This window comes from Chryseobacterium sp. CS2K3 (assembly GCF_059515185.1).
The window spans coordinates 62,748-84,551 of record NZ_JCAKRW010000003.1 but is presented as its reverse complement, the minus strand read 5'-3'; the positions used below and the strand labels follow the sequence as shown (position 1 = coordinate 84,551).

Sequence of the window (21,804 nt, the reverse complement as noted above, 5' to 3'; positions counted from 1 at the left end):
CTATAGAAGTTTGCAGATTTTCACCTTAACTTTACCATTTAAATAACCATAGATGATCTACGCGTTCGACAGCTACTATTATGAAGACTATGCGAATACTGTTTGTATCGCATTTGAAGATTGGACTTCTAATCAGGAAATTGAAACTTTTACTGAACAAATGCCAATCAGTTCAGAATATGAAAGTGGTGCTTTTTATAAAAGAGAACTGCCTTGTATTCTGAGTTTATTGCAAAAAATCGTATTAAAAGAAGGAGATATCATCATTGTGGATGGGTATGTGACTCTTAATAACGAAGGTAAGATAGGCTTAGGAGGATATCTTTATGAAGCTTTGGAAGGTAAATATCCGGTAGTTGGAATCGCTAAAAATGAGTTCACTTCTCCGGATTCGGAAAGGAGGAATGTACTTCGTGGAGAAAGCAAGACACCATTATTTGTTACAGCTAAAGGAATAGATGTAGATCATGCCAGTCTGAATGTTGAAAATATGCATGGATCTTTCAGAATTCCTACTTTACTAAAAAAGCTTGATCAGCTGAGTAGGGAATGATTGACTATCGATACTTTGCCTATTATTTAATTTACATTTCGGGTTTTATTTAAAGTAATTAATTAGATTATTTGATTTAAATTGTTGTTTATAAGTTTTTTATTTATATTACATTAAGGTCTTATTGTTATAACTATTCGTATAATTCTTTTATGAAAGTTTTTGAACGGGCGTTTTAATGATGTTTATAAAGTAAATTATTATTACTGAAGGATGATTCAATTAAAGTATTGATATTTATTAATTTAAGCTGATATTATTTTAATTTATTAGGTTCTATTCCATCTTAATTTTATTAAACTGATAAAAATCATCACATTCTTATTTTTATTGATTCTAAATAAATATAAATTTGTCTCAATCAAATTAAGAATTCAATGAAAAAACTAACTACCTTTTCTACTGTCATTCTCTGGTCATTGATGGGGGCACAATATTGTACACCCACCTTTCAATACGGAGCTGACAGTAATATGATCACCAATGTCATTTTTGGAAGTATTAATAATACATCACCATTCCAGTCTGGAGTAACGCCAGATTACGAAGATTTTACTTCGATGTCTACAGATCTGTCCGCAGGAAATAGTTATCAGATCTCTGTAAAAGGTCCATCCAGCTCATTTCCAAGTGATGTTATGGTTTTCATAGATTTCAATAGAAACGGAAGCTTTGATGATGCCGGAGAGCGTTTTTACATAGGAAAACTGAATGCGGCAACACCAGCGAATGCATTCACTATTGACGGAACAATTACCGTACCTACCAATGCGGCTTCAGGTATCACGAGAATGAGAGTTCTTAAAAACAGTAATCTGGCTGCATTTTCAGATCCTGATGCTCCAAGTTCGATCAATTCAGCATGTGATCATTTAAGGACTGGACAAACAGAAGATTATACGGTGAATATAATTGGAAATACAGCCGGTTTCCCATCACCTTACTGTGGTGCCGAGAATATAACCAGCTTTACAGTAAGTGAAATAAGCCGGGTAGATTTTGACGGTTTAAGCAATGATAGCCCTATTGATGGCAGTTCAGCAACCATTGAAGACTTTACGGGATTTATTTTCAATGCAAACAGAGGAAATACTTATCCTGTTTCCGTCACCGGGGGAACTCATGGACAGGAAACGGTTTCTGCATATGCCTATATTGATTTTAATCATAATAATCAGTTTGAGGCTGATGAAAAATTCAACCTGGGCTATCTGGATAATTCAGATCCGGTTTCCGGACATGCATCGGGAATTACTTCCGGTATGATTACAATTCCCGGGAATGCTTTATTAGGAAATACTCGGTTAAGAGTGGTAAAAGCTTATGAGTCAGATTCATGGATGGGAACACTGGAAAACCTGCCATGCCCTTCAGGATGGTTTATTGGTCAGGTGGAAGATTATACGATCAATATTCAGCCGGAAAGCCTTTCTACATCAGAGATAACCAAAGATTCTTCCATAAAAGTAAAAGTATATCCAAATCCTACGACGGGTATTGCAACGATCAAAATGAAAGAAGGGTTGGAGAAGTATGAAATTTATAATATTTCAGGACAAAAGCTTTCGGAAGGAAGCTCGGAAACTGTTAATATGAGCAATTTCATTCCAGGAACTTATCTGATAAAGATTCTTACAAAAGATAAGAAATTAACGACTGAAAAGGTGATGAAAAAGTAAAACATATCTAATCATATCCATATCAATTTTTGTTTTTTTGACCGGCAGATTTTATCTGTCGGTTTTGTTTGTAAAGGGCTGGATATTAATGCGAATCAAGAATATTTAGTAAGTCCTGTTTTGATAGCCCCTGAAATTTACTGCCATCTGTTTTAAGAAGATTTTGAGCCAGTAGGGTTTTCTTTTTTTGTAATGTAAGAATTTTTTCTTCCACTGTGTTGGAGCAGATCATACGGACGGCAATGACGTTTTTAGTCTGTCCGATGCGGTAACTACGGTCTATAGCTTGGTTTTCTGTGGCAGGATTCCACCATGGGTCGATAAGGTAAATATAATCTGCTTGCGTAAGGTTAAGCCCCACACCTCCGGCTTTTAAGCTTATTAAAAACACCCGGATATCTTCATTATTCTGGAAATTAGCAACCTTCTCACCTCTGTTCTTAGTTTGCCCTGTTAGATATTCAAAAGGAATTCCGTGGCGTTCTAATTCCGGTTTCAACAAATCAAGCATACCTACAAACTGTGAGAATACCAGAATTTTATGATCTTTGGATTTTCCGAGGATCTGTTCCATTAGAATTTCTATTTTTACGGCATTTTCACCCGAATACCCCTCTTTAATAAGCACGGGTGAATTACAGATCTGTCTGAGTCTTGTAAGCCCTGTAAGCACATGCATACTGTTCTTATGAAGATCATCATCGTCATTGGCTGCTATAAATTCCCTAAGTTCCTTTTCATAAGCGTCATATATCTTGCGCTGTTCGGAATTCATTTCACAATAAATAACAGTTTCTGTTTTCTCAGGAAGTTCTTTGGCAACCTGTTTTTTTGTTCTCCGAAGGATAAATGGTTTTATCTTTTGCTGAAGCTCCATAGCGCGCTTGCTGTACTCAAACTTATCAATAGGAATGGCATAAATATCTTTAAAAGACTGTTTGCTGCCTAATAATCCTGGGCAGGCGAATGAAAGCTGGCTGTAAAGATCAAAGGTGCTGTTTTCTATGGGAGTTCCTGTCAATACAAATCTGTTTCTTGATTGAAGCAGGCGTGCTGCTTTGTATCTTTCAGAATTTGGATTTTTAATGGTCTGAGATTCATCAAGGAAAATATAATTGAAATTGAATGTTTTTAAAAATTTAATATCCGAAAGAAGCATTCCGTAACTGGTTAAAACGACTTCATACTCTGTAAAGTGAGAGACTGATTTCTGCCGGTTGGCGCCATAATGCAATAATACTTTGATAGAGGGAGCAAATCTACTGATCTCATCCTGCCAATTGAAAAGAAGGGAAGTGGGAACTATAATAAGGTTGGTTGTATGACCGCGTTTTTCCCTTTGAGATAAGATAAAAGCAATGATCTGAAGTGTTTTTCCCAGTCCCATATCATCAGCAAGACATCCGCCGAAGTTATAGGTATCAAGAAAATTAAGCCAATTGAGTCCTTCATGCTGATAATCCCTTAATTCAGCGTTTAATTCAGTCGGGATATCTACTTCAGGTATGTTTTTATCTGCTGAAAACGCTGAAGAATACGTTGAGATTTCATTTTGTATTTCAGTGCTCAGGACTTCTTTTTCGAAAAGGGAAGATACTTCCGTAAAGTTTATCTTTGGAATTTTTAATAGTTCTTCATCTATTTCTCCAGCCTGAAAGTAAGCAGCGATCTTATCAATCCATTCTTCGGGAAGAATTCCAAGGGTTCCGTCATCAAGCTGTATGAATTTACTCTTATTTCGCATTGTTCTGTGAAGCTGTTTAAGAGTGGCTTCCTTTTGTCCGAAACTTACCTTTAATTTCGCATTAAACCAATCCAGTCCGCTGGTAATCTGGATGTTGATTTTAACTCGATGTGGGTTGAGCTTATTGTTTTTCAATTCATTAAATCCGAGGATGGTGATGCCTTCGTTTCTCCATGTTTCAAATGCTTCAAGGAACCAGTTCTCATCCATGAATTTATCTCTGTGAAGGTAAAAATATTGGTAGCTTTCCATTTGCTCTTCAAAGTCCGGATGCTGTTTCATCACCAGAGAAGTAAAGCGTGCTTCTGCGGCATCATTTCTTTCTATTTTAAATACATTTCCATTTTGGTCTGTATCAAAAATTTGCTTTCTGGAATAGACGGGAACTTCAACTTCTCCATATTTCATGACGGGGGTGATGCCAATATAATTTTCCTGCTGACGAAGATAAATTACGTTTTCAACACGGAAATTCTTATCTTTAAGTTGTGCTTTCGTTGCGGGTTGTATGTAGCTGTAATTGATATGGATAAGCTCCTCAATATTATGTAAAATATTAGTCATAAAATCCTCATATTTGGACGAATGCACTAATAAAATCTCATTATTTGATTTAAAGAATCTGATTATTCTGAGCAGATCAGGATGGTCTACAAAGCTGAAAGTGTTTGAGTTATATACAAAATATTCATTTCTCAGGATCACATTTTTAAAAGGAACGGAAGTATCATTAAATTGTAATTCTCCGGTTATTTCATAAAAAGGATCTTTCTTAAATACAGATAGTTGTACCTCTGCATCTAAAGTGTTAAGTTTAACAGGAAGAAGAGACTTGGAAGAGACTGTTTCTGCAATATTCCGGTCATGATAATAGACCTCTAAATTCAGAGGATTGTGTACAATAAGTTTTAAAGCTTCCAGTTCTGAAGCATTATATTCTTCATTATAATTATTCTGAAAAGAGGTAATAGCCGTATAGAATTTTATCTCCTGAGGTTTTTCTGCTTTCCAGATCAATTGCATTGCATCCACAGCGTTTACCGGATTTTTAATCTTACCATTCTGTGTAATTTCGGCTTCCATAAGGGAAAAGGTAAGGTGGTTGTAATACCGGTGCTTTCCGATGACCAGAATCTGTTTTTTTCCCGTTTCCTGAGTCGCTAGTTCATCCAGTTTAGAAGGAAGTGCAGGAAGAAGATCTCTTTTAAGCATGAGATTATCAATAGCCAATATTTCTTTGATTTTTGGTGAAATTTCAAGCTTTCCGTTTACCCATTCAAGTTGTAAGTATGCATCTAAGTCGGATTCGTTTTCCAAACCATATGTCTTTGCCTTAGAGATCAGGGTTTTTCTTCGAAGCGTATCATCAAAGAAAATCAGGTAATTTTTATCCTCAAGAATACAGTGAATGATTTCTGCCTGATGTGAACAAAGTTTGTCTTTAGGATGATTACAGGTACACGAACAGAGTAGTGAATTGCCTATCCGGCTGATGGTGACCATTGGAAATTCCTGCAAAGAGTTTTTGGTAAAGATTCCGGTATTGATTTCAATATTCACCGGATAAACCTCCCGAAAGTCCTTGATCGCAACAAATGAACTTTCTGTAGTATGCTTTAAGAGATCATATACGGAAAGTGTACTGATATTGATGTTTTCAAGGATGTATTCTGCCATAAAAATTAATAGAGACAAAACTACAAAAAAACAGGAAGATATTTTTAATGCAACGGGGCTTGAAAGATGATATATTTAATAAATCCATTTTGGATACAGCTTTCTCCGTTTTGGCAACTTCATTCTTTTTTCTGATGCTGAACTTTGTCCTGTAATTATTAAACAACAAAAAAATGAAAACAATTTTTATAACAGGGGCTTCCACAGGACTAGGGAAAGCAACTGCGCAGTTATTTCAGCAAAATGGATGGAAAGTAATAGCAACAATGAGAAATCCGGAGGCAGCATCTGATCTTAATGCTCTTGAAAATATAACGGTACTTCCATTGGATGTAACGAATCCGGAACAGATACAGGCTACAGTGAAACAGGCATTGGAATTGGGGAATGTGGATGTGGTTTTCAATAATGCCGGTTATGGACTTCTGGGTCCTCTGGAAGCTTTTACTGATGAACAGATTGTAAGACAGTTTAATACGAATTTATTGGGTACAATCCGCGTTACCCAGGCATTTGTTCCTTATTTTAGAGAGAGAAAAAATGGAATGTTTATTTCTACGACTTCTATTGGTGGACTGATTACTTTTCCTCTGAATTCAATTTATCATGCGACAAAATGGGCGTTGGAAGGCTGGAGTGAAAGTATGGCTTTTGAACTGAACAAATTTGGAGTAGATATTAAAACGGTTTCTCCGGGAGGGATTAAAACTGATTTTGTAAGTCGTTCTCTTGATTCCGCAACAAGCCCTGCTTATGAAGAAATTATGAACTCTCTCTATGCTGGTATGGAAGGAATGATGGATGCCGCCTCTACACCGGAACAGATTGCAGAAGTAGTTTATGAGGCTGCTACAGACGGCAAAAAACAGTTACGATATGTGGCGGGTGAAGATGCGAAAGGTCTGTACGCCCAACGTTTGGAGTTAGGCGATGAATTGTTCCGAGAGCAATTAGGAAAAAGGTTTTTATAATTGTTTACCTTGTAGGTGATTGATTCGCAGGGTTTTTGTTATATTTTTTAATCAGAAAAGTGATATATTTATAATATGGAAAAGAAAGAAAATATTCCTTTGAAAATTTCATCCATATCGGAGCTGCATAGCTTATTACAGCTTCCGGGTCCGCTTCATCCATTGGTAAGTCTTGTGGACAATACAAAGTTGTCTGTGAGTAAAGAGATGCTAAATAGAAGTTTTCTTCTGAATTTTTATAAAATATCTTACAAATATTCCCGAGTAGGAAAGATGGGTTACGGACAGGGGTATTATGATTTTAATGAAGGAGGAATGATGTTTACTGCACCAGGTCAGATTCTTTCGACGGATGAAAACGCAGAATATTGCGGATATACATTACTGGTACATCCTGATTTTATAAGAAGTTATCCGCTGGCAAAAAATATTAAAAATTTTGGATTCTTTTCATATGATACCAATGAAGCCCTTCATTTATCTGATCAGGAAAAGAATATTATAACCGGATTATTGGACAGTATTCAGAATGAACTGAATACCGCTATTGATGAAGTAAGCCAGGATGTTGTGGTTTCATATATTGAAGTACTTCTGAATTACAGCAACCGGTTCTACAAAAGACAGTTTATTACCAGAAAAGTGGTACATAATGACCTGCTTGCTAAAATGGATGTGGTTTTGGAAAACTATTTCAATCAGGAAGAAACATTAAGGAACGGACTTCCTACGGTTGAATTTCTTGCTTCTGAACTCCATTTTTCACCACACTATCTGAGTGATATGTTAAGGAATCTCACAGGGCAGAACGCTCAACAGCATATTCATGAAAAACTGATTGAAAAAGCGAAGGAGTATCTTACTTCCACCAGTCTGTCTGTATCAGAAGTAGCTTATGCACTAGGATTTGAGCATCCACAGTCATTTAATAAGTTGTTTAAAAAGAAAACAGATCAAACTCCTTTAAGTTTCAGACAGTTATTTAATTAAATATTATAGTGCCCAGCCAAAACGGTTGGGCATTTTATATAAAACAGTTGATAAAAGCAATAAAAGAGTAGATAAGTTTATCATCAGGTCTGATTTTTTACAGATACAATCTGATTAGCTTATGTTTTCAATGGAATCAATCTGCCAGTAATCTTTTTTGCTGAGCGTATATTTATAGGTCATCCCACAGTTTTTAAGATGGAATTCTACAGTGCATTCCTGATCACTGATTGATTTTACAGTGAATTTTATACTGTCAATATTCTTTAAATCAGATTGGTAATCTTCCTGGGTTTTAAAGAAATAATCATAATCAAAACCGAATGGCGGACCGTCATTAACGGGATCTTTTTTGAAATGCTCGTCACCTTGTACGTAATTTTGCTTGTATTCTGAGAGGAATTTTTGTGAAAACAGATTACTGCTTTTCATCAATTGAATCTCTTGTTCCACTGCGTCAAAATCTACATAATAATTTGCCGGGTTTTCATTTTGTTCCGAAATTCCACCTTTTATCGTATTGAAACTGTAGAGTTTTTCTTCGTTATCTCTGTACCATTTCAAAAATGATTTTACTGTTTCAACTTGAGTGTGATCTTGTGTTTTTTGATGAGAAATGACCGTTTTTTGTTGTTTTATAGTGTCTTGGATAATATTTTGTGGGTTTGTTTCTTCTTTTTTGCAATGTAAAAACAACAAACAGGCAGTAGACAACAAGAGTGTTTTCCTTGGCATAAATAGTTTCTTTTCTGTCGTCAAAATTACAAAATTAGGATCAGGTGCAAAAGTCGGGAGTTGAGCAAAAAACATCTGCATCCTTTTTTTGAAGAAACACATTTTTTTAATCGCAAAGAAAGATGATTCAAATGTTTATTTCAGGAACCTAAGAAGAGTCACTTTATCGTTGAAAAAGCGTGGTGGATAAACATTCGCTTAAAAAGAATCAATGAAATTGATTCCATCCTTTGCTTTTTTAAGAATATGAGATAAGATTATAAAACTTTGCGTAAAATTAAATTCCATAAGCCTTGTGATCCCCAGTTTTTAAGGTTGATCCCAAAAAACTCACCTTACTTTGGCTCAAGCGCAAAAGTTGTGGGGCTTAGAATATTTAGATCATTTTAATTTTAAAATTTAACGCAAAGGATTTCTATTATCTGATGTTGTATTTTAGGAAGCAAAGCTTGAATCAATTGTATTGATTCTTTCTAAGCGTACGCGTATCTACATCGCTTCATCAGCGACTTTTGTCGCTTTCTTAGCTCCCTTATCAATAATCAATTCCATCATGTCTTTGCGTTTAAATAAAATTTAAGTATAAAGCTTAGAGGAGTAAAAAGATAATTTATTTTTTTCTTCAGATTAACGAAACTTTTTGCGTAGCCCTCAACTTTTGCTTCTGATCCCTTACTTTTTGATTTTATAATTTTCTCTGTAGGTATTGGCTGTGATTCCTGTACAACGTCTGAAATACCTGCAGAAAAGGGAAGAGTCTACAAATTGTAATTGATTACTGACTTCTTTAATGGAAAGAGAGGTGGTTTTAAGAAGTTCTTTGGCATTTTTTATTACAATATAGCTGACCCATTGCTTAACGGGCTTACCTGTTTCTTTTTTGATCAGGCTGCTGAGATATTGCGGTGACAGATGAAGATGATCGGAATAGAATAGTACACTTCTCTGAAGATGACCATGTTCATTGAGTAATTCAAAGAAACGTTCAATAATATCCTGGCTTCTGGTCTGTAAAAGACTGTTGTTCCGGATCACAGGAAGATAAAGCTTTGAAACCAGATCAAGAAGAGCATAAAGAAGATATTGTACAGATTCCGGAGTAGTTTCTTCTTTTATTTTTGAGTTGTAATCCTGTATAAGTTTTACGGTAGACCAAATAAGCCTTTTGGCAGAGCTGTGTAGCTGTATGGCAGGGTTAAATTTAATTTCATCACTTGCAAGAAGAACTGTTAAGAAACTGTATGTGCTGATGAAATCCAGAGAAATATAAAATACTGATAGTTCAAGGTCTTTACTGCAGGAAACGTTCACCAGATCTGTATCAGGCAGAAGCATAATTACAGAGTGTTCCTGAATATGAAAAGAAAGTCCGTTGATATGAAGATCCAGTTTACCTTCTGATACAAAGCATAAAAGGAGTTTATTCAGCTTATTGCTTCTGTTCTGAAACTCATCAACTTCATCAGCTTTATATTTTTCAATATATAATCCTTCAAATTTTGGCTTAATATCTATCATTTCACAGGTGGATGGCTTCTTGGTGTATGTTTAAAGTTTGTCAATAATATTTCCTCATTAACTCTCCGACAAATGTAAGCAGTAAATTTTTCTTTTTTAAAGTCTTGTTTAAAATGGAATATAAAATAGCAAAAATGGAATATCTTTTTTTGGAATACAGTACCTAACTTCGCAGCGGAAATTTTAATTAAATACTGTTATAATGAACGACAGAGAATCATACAACGTAAGAATGCCTACCGCCTGCTTTTTACTTTTTTTTGCACATGGACTTGTTTTTTCGTCCTGGGCGAGCCGGATTCCCATCATTAAAAATGCACTTTCCATTAATGAGGCGCAGTTAGGAACGCTCTTGCTGCTCATGCCGATAGGACAGCTTTCTACAATGGTTTTATCAGGTAAGCTGATCAGTAAATATGGAAGCAGCACAATTATTAAATACTGTTTTTTATTGTATCCTGCTTTTCTTTTGCTTATTGGTCTTTCTTCATCTTACTGGATGTTGGGCACAGTATTGTTTTTCTTCGGGGTGTTCGGAAACCTTTGTAATATTGCTGTCAATACCCAGGCGATTGAAATAGAAACGATGACCAGAAGAACACTACTTTCCTCTTATCATGGCGCCTGGTGTTTTGCGGGACTGATTGGTGCGGTTGTCGGATTGTTTGTGATCAGCTTAAAAATGGAAACGTTTCATCATTTTGTGCTTATTTTTATCCTTGTTACGCTGATCTGGTTATATAGTAGAAATCATCTTACGAATATTATTCATAAAGCTGAACCTAATACCCAATCGATTTTTAAATCCGTGAATCCTACATTGGTGGGATTGGGAATTATCGGATTCCTGAGTATGGCTATTGAAGGGGCAATGTTTGACTGGAGCGGGGTTTATTTTCAGACTATAGTAAAAGCACCGGAAAATCTTGTAATACTTGGTTATACAAGTTTTATCTTAATGATGACTTTAGGTAGGTTTCTTGGCAATCGTATTATAGAAAAATATGGTAAACGAATCGTATTACAGTGCTGTGGGTTAATGATGAGTGGAGGTTTATTCCTTAGTATTTTCTTTCCAGAGCTGTGGATATGTGTGATTGCATTTATGATCATCGGATTGGGAGGCTCTTTAAGTGTCCCTTCTGTTTACAGTACAATTGGTAAGGTAAATACGGTAGCTCCAAGTATTGCGCTGTCCTTTGTTTCCAGTATATCGTTTTTAGGATTTTTAATAGGACCACCAATGATCGGTTATATTGCTGAAGCTTTTGATCTCCGATATTCGTATGGACTGTTTGCCTGTTTTGGAATTTTATTAAGCATTATGGCTGGAAAGATGGAAATATTTAAGAATAACAATTGATCTTTTACCAATAAAATATGACTTATAAAGTGGTCTATTTTCACAAGAATACTGAAAACAGACCATTTATTTTATAGGATCAAGTGCAAAAGTTAGCAGCTAAGCAAAAAAAAACATTTACCTGCTTTTCAAATGTTTATTCAGGAGCTAAGAAGTGCGACTTTGTCACTGAAAAGCATTGTAGATAGGCATTCGCTTAGAAAGAATCAATTTCATTGATTTAATGCTTTGCTCTCTTAAGAATATGAAATAAGGTTATAGAAACTTTGCGTCAAATAAATTCCAACAATGTGATCCCAGTTTTTAAGACTGATTCATTTTATATCCAGTTCTCTACAAGATGGAACCAAAGTGCTTTTTCTTCTGTTAAAACAAAAACCGCAGAGGATTGTCTTTTATTTGCTATCCCTTCTGTTGTCTGAATTTCTGTATAAGTAGCCAATCCGTGATGATCGGAATGATGGATTTCAAGGTTTTCCATCCGAACACTGCGTTCTGGAAACTTCCCGAATACAGTCGGAAGCCATTCTGATAACATAGCTAAGTTAACATGATTTCCATCACCATTGATCATAATGAATTCTGGTGAAAACCCTGAAAGGATCTTTTTTAATACTATTTCCTGATTTTGCGTTTCACCCCGAAACCATTTTTCAATGTTGCTGCAAAAGTCATTCAGTTCTGTGATCATTTTTTCTTTGTTGTTCATATATTTTAAATTTATAATTTTCTCAAGATTAAGGTTGAATATATTTTCTCAGTCTGCTGTTTCCCAAAATTCCAATGATCTGTATAGCTCCGATTATTCCAATAGCGAGAGAAAAAGCTTTTGGGAATCCAAATGTTCCGATCATATTGAAAAATAAAGTTCCTACTACAACGCCGCCTGTTACACTTCCTATCTGTATCCCAATGCTTACCAGACCTGAAGCCTGTCCTGCTTTTTCTCTGGTTGTAAAAGTGATCGCTGTACGCATCATTACCGGCATAATGATACCATGTCCCAAACCTGCCATAAACAAAGCAATACTACTGATGAAAGAAGGACGCTCCTGAAAGTAAAAAACCAACGCACTGAACATAAAACCTCCCATTAATAATGTAAGACCAATGTAGATAAGTACAGAAGTGGATAATTTTATTCTAGATACAGCCAATGGTCCCAGGAAAAAGGCAATTCCATAAGGAATAATGGCAAAACCCGTCTGCATTGAGTCTTGATGTAAAAACTGCTGCAAATAATAAGGATAGCAAATAAACAATCCGGCTGTAAAATTGTAAAAAAAGATGATCAAAAGACATAAAGCGAAAGGTTTATGCTGCAATAAGGTAGGATCTATAAGGATTGGCTGGTTATTTTCCAACAGGTACATTTCGTATTTTAAAAATCCTGTTAATAAAGCCATCCCAGCCAGTATAATACCAAATAACCACCATGCCCAATGATATTTCTGTCCGAAAATAAGCGGGAAAATAAGCATCAGCAAGGCAATAATCAGGAGTAAAGATCCTTTAAAATCTATCCCGGAATTCATTTCTCTATGATTGTTGTCCATGGTGAAGTGTATTCCTGTAATGCATATAATGGTAATAGGTACATTAACAAGAAATACCATTTCCCATGAAAAATTTCCCCAATGCATACTGAGTAATATCCCGCCCAACAGTTGTCCGATTACGGAAGCAAGTCCAAAAACAGAACTGAATAGACTGACCGCTTTAGGTTGCTCCTGACTGGTGAATAAAACCTTTATTGAAGCTAAAACCTGAGGAGCAAGTAATGCCGCTCCAACCCCCTGAAACAGTCTTGCTGTAATAAGGCAGATAATAGTAGGAGAGAACGCACAGGCAAGAGAAGCAATCAGGAAAGTATAAAGCCCTAGTGTAAAGATCTTTTTACGTCCATAGAGATCACCAAGGCGCCCACCACAAACAACCAATGCTGCATAGGTAAGTCCGTAGATCGCAACTACCATCTGTAGCTGATGATCATTTGCTTTAAAAGCATTCTTTATAGACGGAAGCGCCATATTGACGATAAAATAATCCAGCGGAGAAAGAAAGGCGCCGGCAATCAGAAAATTGAGTGCCTGCCACCGTTTCGGATTGATATTCATATTTTTTTATGCAAAATTAACCTCTATATGTTCTGGTTAAATTGTACTTTTGGAGGAAAATATAGTGTTGTATGAAAGGACTGTACCTTGAAGGGATCAAAGTGAAAGAAATAAAACTAAAAGGAGAGAAAGTTCTTTTCAAATCTCAATCATTTCTTACCTTCATTTATATTGTAAAAGGAAAGGGTAAACTGCTGTACGATGAGCGTAATATTGAATTTACCCAGGGAAAGCTTTTTATCATTCCGCAACAGGAGTCCTACTGCTTTGAAAGTGAAGATGCTGTTTTGATCACAATAGAATGCCCTATCGAATTTATTGATAAGATCCGTTTGGAAGCAGACCGAATTGAAAGTTGTGAAAATCTCTATAAGTTACAATACATCAGTAATAATTACCATGCAAGAGCCGGATGCGTTTTTCGCAATAAAAATGATGAAGATTTTGCAGAAACACTTATTTTCCAGATTGCCAGAGAATACAAAAATAAAGCGGAAGATTATCTGATTATTCGTAATTGTATTTCAATTCTGCTTAATTTAATCGCTCGTAATATCATTCAAAGTGAAACTTCGGATCTTCAGGAAAATAAAAAAGCTTTCTCCATTATGAAGATCATTGCCTACATCCAGCAAAATATAAAAGACAGAGAAAAAACCGGAATTCAGGTTATCGCGGATCATTTTGGAATCTCAGGAAATTATTTCGGAGAATATTTTAAGCAGCAAACAGGTGTTTCCTATCAGGACTATTTACTGGATTATCGTCTGAAACTGGTAGAAACTTATTTAACGTATAGCAGTGTACGTTTAAGTGAGATTGCCTACGAGCTTCAGTTCAGCGATGAGAGTCATTTGTCTAAATTATTCAAAAAATACAGAGGGATTACTCCCGGAGAATATAGAAAAAGAAATAAATAAAGTCGTTGAAAGGTATTACTCGCTCTGTAACAACTGTTTTCTGTATTTTATTCCCCATTCTCCCATTGTATCTATGATGCCCTGCAAACTTTTCCCAAATTCCGTAAGCTCATAATCAACAGTTACCGGCATTGTATTATTTTGTGTACGTTTTACCAGATTGTTCATTTCTAATACTTTCAATTCTTTTGAAAGGGTTTTTGCAGCAATACCATCCACTTGTCTTTTCAAGTCCATAAAGCGCATTTTTCCCGTGTAATACAAATGACTGATAATGATGGTTTTCCATTTTCCGTCAAGCAAATAAATGGTGTCTCTTACTCCACGGATATGGTTTTTACATTCCGGATCCAGCTCAATCTTTTCTTTTTTCATACTTCGAAAATTATATTTCAAAATTACAAATTTGATCTGAAAGAAATACCCTAAAAGCTACTTGGTTACTTCTGGGTAACTGGTTACTGAAAGGTAACAGGTATCTTTTTGCCACTAAAACCTAGTAACTTTGCAGAGTGGAAATAAAGAAGAGGATCTGTAAATAAGACCGGCTTCAAAGTACAATAAGTAAAATATTAAAATTATGTCATTACAGGAAGCTCTCCATTGGAGATCTGCTACAAAAAGTTACAACGGAAAAACGATTGATAAAAATAAAATAGAACAAATATTAAATGCGATTCGTCTGGCACCGTCAAGTTCAGGTTTGCAGCCTTACAAGGTTTTTGTGATTACCAATAAAGAATTGAGAGAAAAGCTGCAACCCATATCCTGTCAGCAACAGCAGATTGTTCAAGCTTCTCATATTCTGGTCTTTGCAGCATGGGATGAGTACACTCCGGAAAGAGTAGATTCTTTCTTTGAATTCAGTAATAAGGAAAGAAACTTACCATCTGCAGCTACGGACGATTATCGTTTAAATTTATTGGATCTGTTAAGTAAGAAAACAAAGGCAGATCATTTTATGAATTCCTCACAACAGACTTATATTGCATTAGGGTTTGCTTTACTGGCGGCGGCTGATTTAAAGATTGATGCCACACCTTTGGAAGGATTTGATAATAATGCGGTGGATGAATTACTAAATCTTCATGAGCAGGGATTAAAGAGTTCCGTAATGATGGCATTGGGATATAAAGATGAAGACAGTGACTGGTGGGGAAAACTGAAAAAAGTAAGAAGATCCAACGAAGAACTTTTTATTGAGCTTAATTAATACAAAATGAATTATTAAAAAGGAGGTTACTAAGACTTCCTTTTTATATTCAATAGATAGTTTATAGATATAAAGAACAGTATTATTCGTGCATTCGTGGCATTATTATGGTTATTAAGCTCAGAACCAGAAGTAAAGCTTATAAGCTTACAACGAGTTGCTGAAAACCTCAATAATAGCTTCAATGAGTCCTTTTTCTATTGCAGTATCGGAAGTATCAGGAACAAGTGCCCGTAAATTTCCTTCATCATCCCGCTCAAAAACGACTTCATTGCCATCTACGTCTACATAAAATTTGTATCCATAAGTGAATGTGGCTAATCTTACATTGAAAAGCAGCTCTTTACCTTTATAAGTCACAGGTAATTCAAATTCTTCCATTACTTTAAGTTCTGTACATTAATTCGTGTGGGCAAAGGTCGGAAATTATCGTTGTTTTACAGCATTTGATAGCATTAAAATAAAAGAATCCGCTCTTTAGAAGCGGATTCAGTAGATAAGACATCTCATTTTTTTAATTAGACAACAATAAAAAGCACAGCCGACAATGCTGTGCTTAAATTTTTATTTCAAATTTAATTGCAATTTCAATAGTAGTAAGAAAAGCAAATAAAGTTTCCACTTCGATGTTTATTACATAGTAAATGTAGTGATATTTTTAATACGATATATGAATTTAATGTTAAAATTTATAATTTTTCTGCTTTTATTAAATATATCTGAATTTATTCGGTGATCCATTTTTTTGCGGTTTCAAGGTCCATATCTTTATCAGGAACCTGTTCTACGATAATATCAGGAGTTATTTTACCTGTATAAATCTTTCCGTTTCTGTCCATTTCATAAGAAGTAGCAAGGGCAAGATTTTTTCCGTCACTTAATGAAAAAGGTTCATTGGCTGAGGTAAAACCTGCTGAAGGTTGTCCTATCATTTTTACATTATTTTTGCCAATAAATGCAATTGCGGTAGCTTCTCCCGAACTTGCTGTATCAGGACCTATCAATACGGCTATTTTTGACTGGGGATTTTTTATCCTGTACTTGTCTTTTTGTGCAATGTAAGTCCAAGCTTGTTTTTTATCCTTCTGAACAAAATAACCTAACGTGCCTTCACCAATAAGGTAACGTAGTCCTGTGATCATGGGATACATATTTCCCCCGGTATTGTTTCTTAGATCTACAATCCAACCTTTGATATTATTTTCCGAATCCAGTTTTTTGATCATATCCTGAATTTTAGAAGTGAAATCACCACCTACTTTTGTATTCAGGGAATTAAAGCCTGGAATGCTGATATAACCAATGGAATGATCTATAAGTTGAGATTCCGGTTCTATAGCTGGAGGACGGGTACTATTTTGCTTGTCGGAATGTTCTTTACTACTGATAAAAGAATGACGGTCTCCCGCTTCCTGTAAAGTCAGCATCAGATATCTTACAGCAGGATCAGTATCTTTAATGGTTTTCATTCCCTTTGATATCTTGCTGAGATCAGAATCTATAACATTCCAGTCTATTTTATCTGCGACAATAGAATTCTTTTTTATGATACTTTTGATATCTTCAATATATTTTGCTGAGGTTTTTGAAGCTTCCTCATTGGAGAAATTTATTTTTTGGATTGAAAAATCGTCAAACCAAGCAGTTCCGGCTCCTAACAGCACGCCCCCAAGTTTAATGCTCTTTGTGTTTTTGTCAATAATGAACGTTAATGAATACTTTGTCCAGTCTTTATTTAAGGTAATGCTTTGTTCCTGAACATCTGAATTTCCAAAATCGATCATTTCACCTTTAGAATCCATTACCTGAGCCCATAGATTAATGCTTCCATTGGTGGCTTCGGATTTTACATAAGCACTGATCTCTATTTTCTGAATTTCTTTTGCATCCAGAGAAACTACTTGTGAAAAACTTTGAAAAGGAGAATCATCAGTTGATTTACCGCTTAGCTTTATAGAAAATTTCCCTTTATAGGCTTGGGTGTTATCTGATTGTATATCAAAAGATTCAGCTTTTTTTATATTCCAGTGACTCATTGTTCCATTTGATGAGTCTTCAAAGCCTGAGTTTTGTATCTGGGCAGTCAAAGAAGTGAACAAAAAAGCTCCTATAGCAGCATAATGCAGTTTATTCATTAATTATTACTTTTAGCTAAAATAAGGACTTCTCAAATGCAAAATCCAATATTAACTTTTTTTAAGAGAAAAACTCTCAATCCTAATGTTCATCAAGATATTTCAAGATAAATTCATTTAATACTTTCTTTTCCTCATCATTTCCTTTATTGTCCATATGGCTATGATTGATAGAAGTAGCTTGTATGGTCATTTTGTATTTTTCCTGTTCCTCCTGAGTTGGTAATACGCCTTCATCGGCAGGATAATCATTAGAGCGTAGTGAATAAATCTTAGGAACAGAAGTTCTTGGAAGAAACATTCTCCGATTATCCATTGTAATGATTTTGTAGACTAGGTTTGGGTGCTGATTTCCGAATAATGCTGCCATGTCACCACCATTGGAATGACCGATCAGAGTAAGATGTTTATAGTCAAGATCCGGCTTTGCTTTTTTTAGCTCGTTTAAGACAAAAAGAATATTGTCAGAACCATTTTGCCAGAAAGGTCTTCTTACAACCTGAAGATTTCCTTCTGTAGGTAAGGGAAGATCAGTGGTCTGCTCATGTTGGATGCTTACTGTAAAATATCCTTTTGAAGCCAGTTTCTCCGTCAGATAGGAATAGACAAAATAATCTCCACCTTTATTAAAGCCGTATCCATGATTAAAGATAATGACCTGCTGATTCGGGATTTTTTTATTTGTTTTAGGTAAATAATAAGCAACGGGAATCTTACGGTTTCTGCTTTGGTCAAATAAAGTTAAAGTATCCAGCTTCACTTCATATGCATTCTCTAAGTTGATAGTTTTCTTTACTGAGCAACTGACAAGGATTAAACAGGTAGAAAATGGAATGATTATCTTAGAATATTTCATGTTTGAATGGATATACAGTTTTATAATTCTTGATAGGGAAGTCTAGAAAGAATTTTAATTTTCTCTAAGATACAAACTTTATTAATGGGCTGTGCTAGGAGGTTTACAAATTTAGTTGGATGAAATTATATTTAATTGCCACGGATGCACAAATGAGAAAATAATACGTGTATTTGTGGCAAAATAAAAACAGAGAGCTCATTGGCTCCCTGTCAGTATTTATTTTTCAAGTTTTTCCTTGATATATTTTGCTGTATAAGACTTTTTATTTTTCGTCAGATCTTCAGGAGTTCCCGCGAAAACTACTTCACCACCATGCTTTCCGGCTTCCGGACCAATATCAATGATATAATCGGCACATTTGATAATATCCGGCTGATGTTCAATAACGATCACTGAATGTCCCAGATCAATCAATGCCTGTAAAGACTTCAATAGCTTTTGAATATCATGGAAATGAAGTCCTGTAGAAGGTTCATCAAATATAAATAATGTCTTATCCGTTGTTACTCCTTTTACCAGGAATGAAGCAAGTTTCACACGTTGAGCTTCACCACCGGAAAGGGTAGAAGAGCTTTGCCCCAACTGTAAATACCCTAATCCTACTTCCTGTAAAGGTCTTAATTTGGTAACAATCTTTTCTTCATTATTATCTTTAAAGAATGCCAGTGCTTCATCTACAGTCATATGAAGGATATCGGAGATGCTTTTCTCATCAAATTTCACTTCAAGGATCTCGCTTTTGAATCGTGTTCCTTTACAAACTTCACATTCAAGCTCAATATCAGCCATGAACTGCATGGATACATTGATTACTCCTTCTCCTTTACATTCGTCACATCTTCCTCCATCTACGTTGAAAGAGAAGTGCTTAGGCTTGTATCCCATCATTTTGGCAACTTTCTGCTTTGCAAAAAGATCACGGATGTCATCATACGCCTTCAGATAAGTTACCGGATTGGAGCGGGATGATTTTCCAATTGGATTCTGGTCAATCAGCTCAATATTTTTGATCAGCTTTTTCGGGAATTCTACAGAATCGTAGTCTCCTTTTTTACCCCCCATTCCTAATTGAATCTGAATGTCATTCGTAAGAATTTCTTTCATTAAGGTAGATTTTCCACTTCCTGAAACTCCGGAAATAACAACCAGACTTTCTAATGGAACATCTACATCTATATTTTTAAGGTTATTCTGACGGGCTCCTTTGATGTGAATCCATTCTTTAGCCTTTCTTCGTTTCTTTGGAACTTCAATTTCGAGTCTTCCTGTAAGATATTCTGAAGTAAGTGTATTGGCTTTCTTTAAATCCCTATAATCTCCGGCAAATACAAGTTCGCCACCAAGATAACCTGCTTCCGGACCAATATCAATGATATAATCTGCAGCATGCATTACATCTTCATCGTGTTCTACCACGATAACCGTATTTCCCAGGTCCCTAAGGTTTTTCAGTACTTCGATGAGGTTTTCGGTATCTTTAGAGTGTAATCCAATGGAAGGTTCATCCAATATATAAATGGAACCTACCAAGGAACTTCCTAAACTTGTCGCCAGGTTAATTCTCTGACTTTCTCCTCCGGAAAGTGTATTGGAAGTTCTGTTTAAGGTTAAATATCCTAAACCTACCTTTAATAAGAATTCCAGGCGGGTTGTAATTTCGTATAAAAGTCTTTTGGCAACTTCTTTATCATGATCTGATAATTCTAAGCTGTTAATCATCGGAGCCAGTTCATCCAACGGAAGTTCAATCATAGATTGAATATTATGTCCGTCTACTTTTACCCAGCTTGTTTCTTCGCGTAATCTCAATCCTTCGCAGGTAGGACAAAGTGTTTTTCCTCTGTAACGGGAAAGCATTACTCTGTACTGAATCTTATAAAGGTTTTCTTCAAGCATTTTGAAGAAATTGTTGATACAAGGGAAGCTGCTTTTTCCATCACCTTTCCAAAGGAAGTTTTTCTGTTCTTTGGTTAATTGATGGTAAGGCTTATGAATAGGAAAGTCACCTGCTTTTTTAATGAAATCTTTTTTCCACTCGCTCATCGTTTCACCTCTCCAGCAAACGACAGCATCTTCATAAACGGATAAAGTTTTATTGGGAACCACAAGATCTTCATCAATTCCGATTACTTTTCCGTATCCTTCACAAGCCGGACAAGCTCCATAAGGGTTATTGAAACTGAAGAAATGAACATTAGGTTCTAGGAATTCCATTCCGTCAAGTTCAAACTTATTGGAGAATTCTTTTACTTTTTCAGTATCTGTATTTTTTAAGGAACAATAGCCGCGTCCTTCATAAAATGCCATTTGTATAGAGTCGGCAAGTCGCTGTAAGAAACTTTCATCTTCTTCATAAGCAAAACGGTCAATCACAAGATTAATCGCCATCCCTTTTTCAGGAGCGAAGCCAAAGCTTTCAAGATCCTCAATACCTGCTACATTTCCATTGATTTCAAGTCTTGTGAATCCGGCAAGTTTTAAGACATTCAACGTTTCTTTAAAATTATCTACATCATATTCCAAAGGAGCTGTTAATAGGAAAGAAGTATCCTTTTTAGACGCTTTAATGAAATCCACCACATCAGAAACTGAATCTTTTTTCACTTCTTCACCAGAAACCGGTGAAAATGTTTTTCCGATCCTTGCAAACAAAAGCTTCATATAATCATAGATCTCAGTGGAGGTTCCTACTGTAGAACGAGGATTGGAAGAAATTACCTTTTGTTGTATTGCAATAGACGGGGCAAGCCCTTTAATGTCGTCAACTTTAGGTTTTTCCAATTTACCTAAGAACTGGCGGGCATAAGAACTCAAACTTTCTACATATCTTCTCTGTCCTTCGGCATAAATAGTATCAAAGGCAAGAGATGATTTACCACTTCCAGACACTCCTGTAATCACGATCAGTTTATTTTTCGGAATCAGGACATCTATATGTTTCAGATTGTTAAGGTGTGCATTCTTAACGAAAATCTGTTTTTTTATGTCTATTTCTGTAGTATTAGCCATATTTTGTTTATTCATAAAAGTAACTGAGCAGTATTCATAAACTGTCAGTATAATGGTGTTTTGCTCTGGAATATTCCAGAACATGTCATCAATTGAACTTGTACATCAACTTCTGAATTCACCTGATTAAAGACAATATCCTTACAGAATGTTTATCTAAAAGCATAGTGCAAAGTGAATGCTTTCATCGTAAAATTAAGACCCACAAAATTACGAAATTTTACTGAAAAATTTTATGCTTGTCATATTTCTAAAATTATATATGTTGAATAGAAAAATAAGATGTAAAGTGTAAATTATTACCTTCAAAAAAGCAAAATA

17 protein-coding genes are annotated in these 21,804 nt (G+C 35.4%); 7 read left to right on the top strand and 10 right to left on the bottom strand.

What is annotated here, in order from left to right; all coding sequences use genetic code 11:
* The first annotated feature begins 52 nt into the window (after positions 1-52).
* Both AC5YGG_RS05730 and AC5YGG_RS05725 read left to right on the top strand, forming a co-directional pair.
* Entirely contained in the window at positions 53-553 is a 501-nt protein-coding gene (locus AC5YGG_RS05730; RefSeq protein WP_496143511.1) for an endonuclease V, read from the top strand.
* 377 nt (positions 554-930) lie between these two features.
* Complete coding sequence (locus AC5YGG_RS05725) at positions 931-2,232, top strand: T9SS type A sorting domain-containing protein (RefSeq protein WP_496143510.1); 1,302 nt, start codon at positions 931-933, stop codon at positions 2,230-2,232.
* 85 nt (positions 2,233-2,317) lie between these two features.
* Here the strand turns inward: AC5YGG_RS05725 and AC5YGG_RS05720 are convergent, their stop codons facing one another.
* Entirely contained in the window at positions 2,318-5,653 is a 3,336-nt protein-coding gene (locus tag AC5YGG_RS05720) for a DEAD/DEAH box helicase (RefSeq protein WP_496143509.1), read from the bottom strand.
* A gap of 173 nt (positions 5,654-5,826) precedes the next feature.
* Between AC5YGG_RS05720 and AC5YGG_RS05715 the strand changes: the two genes are divergently transcribed.
* Positions 5,827-6,624, top strand: coding sequence for an SDR family oxidoreductase (locus tag AC5YGG_RS05715; protein ID WP_496143508.1), 798 nt, complete (start codon positions 5,827-5,829; stop codon positions 6,622-6,624).
* 75 nt (positions 6,625-6,699) lie between these two features.
* Positions 6,700-7,614: a helix-turn-helix domain-containing protein gene (locus tag AC5YGG_RS05710; RefSeq protein ID WP_496143507.1), complete on the top strand. Its 915-nt coding sequence runs from the start codon at positions 6,700-6,702 to the stop codon at positions 7,612-7,614.
* Between the two features lie 114 nt (positions 7,615-7,728).
* Here AC5YGG_RS05710 and AC5YGG_RS05705 read toward each other — a convergent pair whose 3' ends face one another.
* Complete coding sequence (locus tag AC5YGG_RS05705) at positions 7,729-8,430, bottom strand: hypothetical protein (protein WP_496143506.1); 702 nt, start codon at positions 8,428-8,430, stop codon at positions 7,729-7,731.
* A 591-nt stretch (positions 8,431-9,021) separates the two neighbouring features.
* Complete coding sequence (locus AC5YGG_RS05700; RefSeq protein WP_496143504.1) at positions 9,022-9,867, bottom strand: helix-turn-helix domain-containing protein; 846 nt, start codon at positions 9,865-9,867, stop codon at positions 9,022-9,024.
* Between the two features lie 202 nt (positions 9,868-10,069).
* On the opposite strand from AC5YGG_RS05700, the gene AC5YGG_RS05695 reads away from it, so the two are divergent.
* Positions 10,070-11,230 carry an MFS transporter gene (locus AC5YGG_RS05695; RefSeq protein ID WP_496143503.1) on the top strand — a complete coding sequence of 387 codons (1,161 nt, stop codon included), beginning with the start codon at positions 10,070-10,072 and terminating at the stop codon, positions 11,228-11,230.
* 319 nt (positions 11,231-11,549) lie between these two features.
* Here AC5YGG_RS05695 and AC5YGG_RS05690 read toward each other — a convergent pair whose 3' ends face one another.
* On the bottom strand, positions 11,550-11,939 hold the full coding sequence (locus AC5YGG_RS05690; RefSeq protein WP_496143501.1) for a hypothetical protein: 390 nt from the start codon (positions 11,937-11,939) through the stop codon (positions 11,550-11,552).
* Positions 11,940-11,967: 28 nt separating this feature from the next.
* Positions 11,968-13,347 (bottom strand): MFS transporter, encoded by a 1,380-nt coding sequence (locus tag AC5YGG_RS05685; RefSeq protein WP_496143500.1) that lies wholly within the window; start codon positions 13,345-13,347, stop codon positions 11,968-11,970.
* A 71-nt stretch (positions 13,348-13,418) separates the two neighbouring features.
* Between AC5YGG_RS05685 and AC5YGG_RS05680 the strand changes: the two genes are divergently transcribed.
* The gene (locus tag AC5YGG_RS05680) at positions 13,419-14,267 is read left to right on the top strand and encodes an AraC family transcriptional regulator (RefSeq protein WP_496143499.1); all 849 of its coding nucleotides are present in this window, start codon (positions 13,419-13,421) and stop codon (positions 14,265-14,267) included.
* A gap of 15 nt (positions 14,268-14,282) precedes the next feature.
* Here AC5YGG_RS05680 and AC5YGG_RS05675 read toward each other — a convergent pair whose 3' ends face one another.
* Entirely contained in the window at positions 14,283-14,642 is a 360-nt protein-coding gene (locus AC5YGG_RS05675) for a winged helix-turn-helix transcriptional regulator (protein ID WP_496143498.1), read from the bottom strand.
* A 205-nt stretch (positions 14,643-14,847) separates the two neighbouring features.
* Between AC5YGG_RS05675 and AC5YGG_RS05670 the strand changes: the two genes are divergently transcribed.
* Positions 14,848-15,480, top strand: a complete 633-nt coding sequence (locus AC5YGG_RS05670) for a nitroreductase family protein (RefSeq protein ID WP_496143497.1) — start codon at positions 14,848-14,850, stop codon at positions 15,478-15,480.
* 147 nt (positions 15,481-15,627) lie between these two features.
* Here the strand turns inward: AC5YGG_RS05670 and AC5YGG_RS05665 are convergent, their stop codons facing one another.
* The 4 genes from AC5YGG_RS05665 to uvrA form a co-directional block, all read right to left on the bottom strand.
* A complete protein-coding gene (locus tag AC5YGG_RS05665; RefSeq protein WP_496143495.1) occupies positions 15,628-15,861 on the bottom strand; it encodes a hypothetical protein in 234 nt (77 codons plus the stop codon).
* Positions 15,862-16,205: 344 nt separating this feature from the next.
* Positions 16,206-17,615: a S41 family peptidase gene (locus AC5YGG_RS05660; protein WP_496143494.1), complete on the bottom strand. Its 1,410-nt coding sequence runs from the start codon at positions 17,613-17,615 to the stop codon at positions 16,206-16,208.
* An 82-nt stretch (positions 17,616-17,697) separates the two neighbouring features.
* Positions 17,698-18,471 carry an alpha/beta hydrolase family protein gene (locus AC5YGG_RS05655; protein WP_496143493.1) on the bottom strand — a complete coding sequence of 258 codons (774 nt, stop codon included), beginning with the start codon at positions 18,469-18,471 and terminating at the stop codon, positions 17,698-17,700.
* A 219-nt stretch (positions 18,472-18,690) separates the two neighbouring features.
* Positions 18,691-21,483 (bottom strand): excinuclease ABC subunit UvrA, encoded by a 2,793-nt coding sequence (gene uvrA, locus AC5YGG_RS05650; protein ID WP_496143491.1) that lies wholly within the window; start codon positions 21,481-21,483, stop codon positions 18,691-18,693.
* Positions 21,484-21,804 lie beyond the last annotated feature (321 nt).

What these genes read in the sequence shown, in the direction of transcription:
- AC5YGG_RS05675 (WP_496143498.1), bottom strand. Translation starts at nt 14,642, where the DNA reads ATGAAAAAAGAAAAGATTGAGCTGGATCCGGAATGTAAAAACCATATC.
- AC5YGG_RS05720 (WP_496143509.1), bottom strand. Translation starts at nt 5,653, where the DNA reads ATGGCAGAATACATCCTTGAAAACATCAATATCAGTACACTTTCCGTA.
- AC5YGG_RS05725 (WP_496143510.1), top strand. Translation starts at nt 931, where the DNA reads ATGAAAAAACTAACTACCTTTTCTACTGTCATTCTCTGGTCATTGATG.
- AC5YGG_RS05710 (WP_496143507.1), top strand. Translation starts at nt 6,700, where the DNA reads ATGGAAAAGAAAGAAAATATTCCTTTGAAAATTTCATCCATATCGGAG.
- AC5YGG_RS05655 (WP_496143493.1), bottom strand. Translation starts at nt 18,471, where the DNA reads ATGAAATATTCTAAGATAATCATTCCATTTTCTACCTGTTTAATCCTT.
- AC5YGG_RS05690 (WP_496143501.1), bottom strand. Translation starts at nt 11,939, where the DNA reads ATGAACAACAAAGAAAAAATGATCACAGAACTGAATGACTTTTGCAGC.
- AC5YGG_RS05685 (WP_496143500.1), bottom strand. Translation starts at nt 13,347, where the DNA reads ATGAATATCAATCCGAAACGGTGGCAGGCACTCAATTTTCTGATTGCC.
- AC5YGG_RS05660 (WP_496143494.1), bottom strand. Translation starts at nt 17,615, where the DNA reads ATGAATAAACTGCATTATGCTGCTATAGGAGCTTTTTTGTTCACTTCT.
- uvrA (WP_496143491.1), bottom strand. Translation starts at nt 21,483, where the DNA reads ATGGCTAATACTACAGAAATAGACATAAAAAAACAGATTTTCGTTAAG.
- AC5YGG_RS05715 (WP_496143508.1), top strand. Translation starts at nt 5,827, where the DNA reads ATGAAAACAATTTTTATAACAGGGGCTTCCACAGGACTAGGGAAAGCA.
- AC5YGG_RS05705 (WP_496143506.1), bottom strand. Translation starts at nt 8,430, where the DNA reads ATGCAGATGTTTTTTGCTCAACTCCCGACTTTTGCACCTGATCCTAAT.
- AC5YGG_RS05670 (WP_496143497.1), top strand. Translation starts at nt 14,848, where the DNA reads ATGTCATTACAGGAAGCTCTCCATTGGAGATCTGCTACAAAAAGTTAC.
- AC5YGG_RS05665 (WP_496143495.1), bottom strand. Translation starts at nt 15,861, where the DNA reads ATGGAAGAATTTGAATTACCTGTGACTTATAAAGGTAAAGAGCTGCTT.
- AC5YGG_RS05695 (WP_496143503.1), top strand. Translation starts at nt 10,070, where the DNA reads ATGAACGACAGAGAATCATACAACGTAAGAATGCCTACCGCCTGCTTT.
- AC5YGG_RS05730 (WP_496143511.1), top strand. Translation starts at nt 53, where the DNA reads ATGATCTACGCGTTCGACAGCTACTATTATGAAGACTATGCGAATACT.
- AC5YGG_RS05700 (WP_496143504.1), bottom strand. Translation starts at nt 9,867, where the DNA reads ATGATAGATATTAAGCCAAAATTTGAAGGATTATATATTGAAAAATAT.
- AC5YGG_RS05680 (WP_496143499.1), top strand. Translation starts at nt 13,419, where the DNA reads ATGAAAGGACTGTACCTTGAAGGGATCAAAGTGAAAGAAATAAAACTA.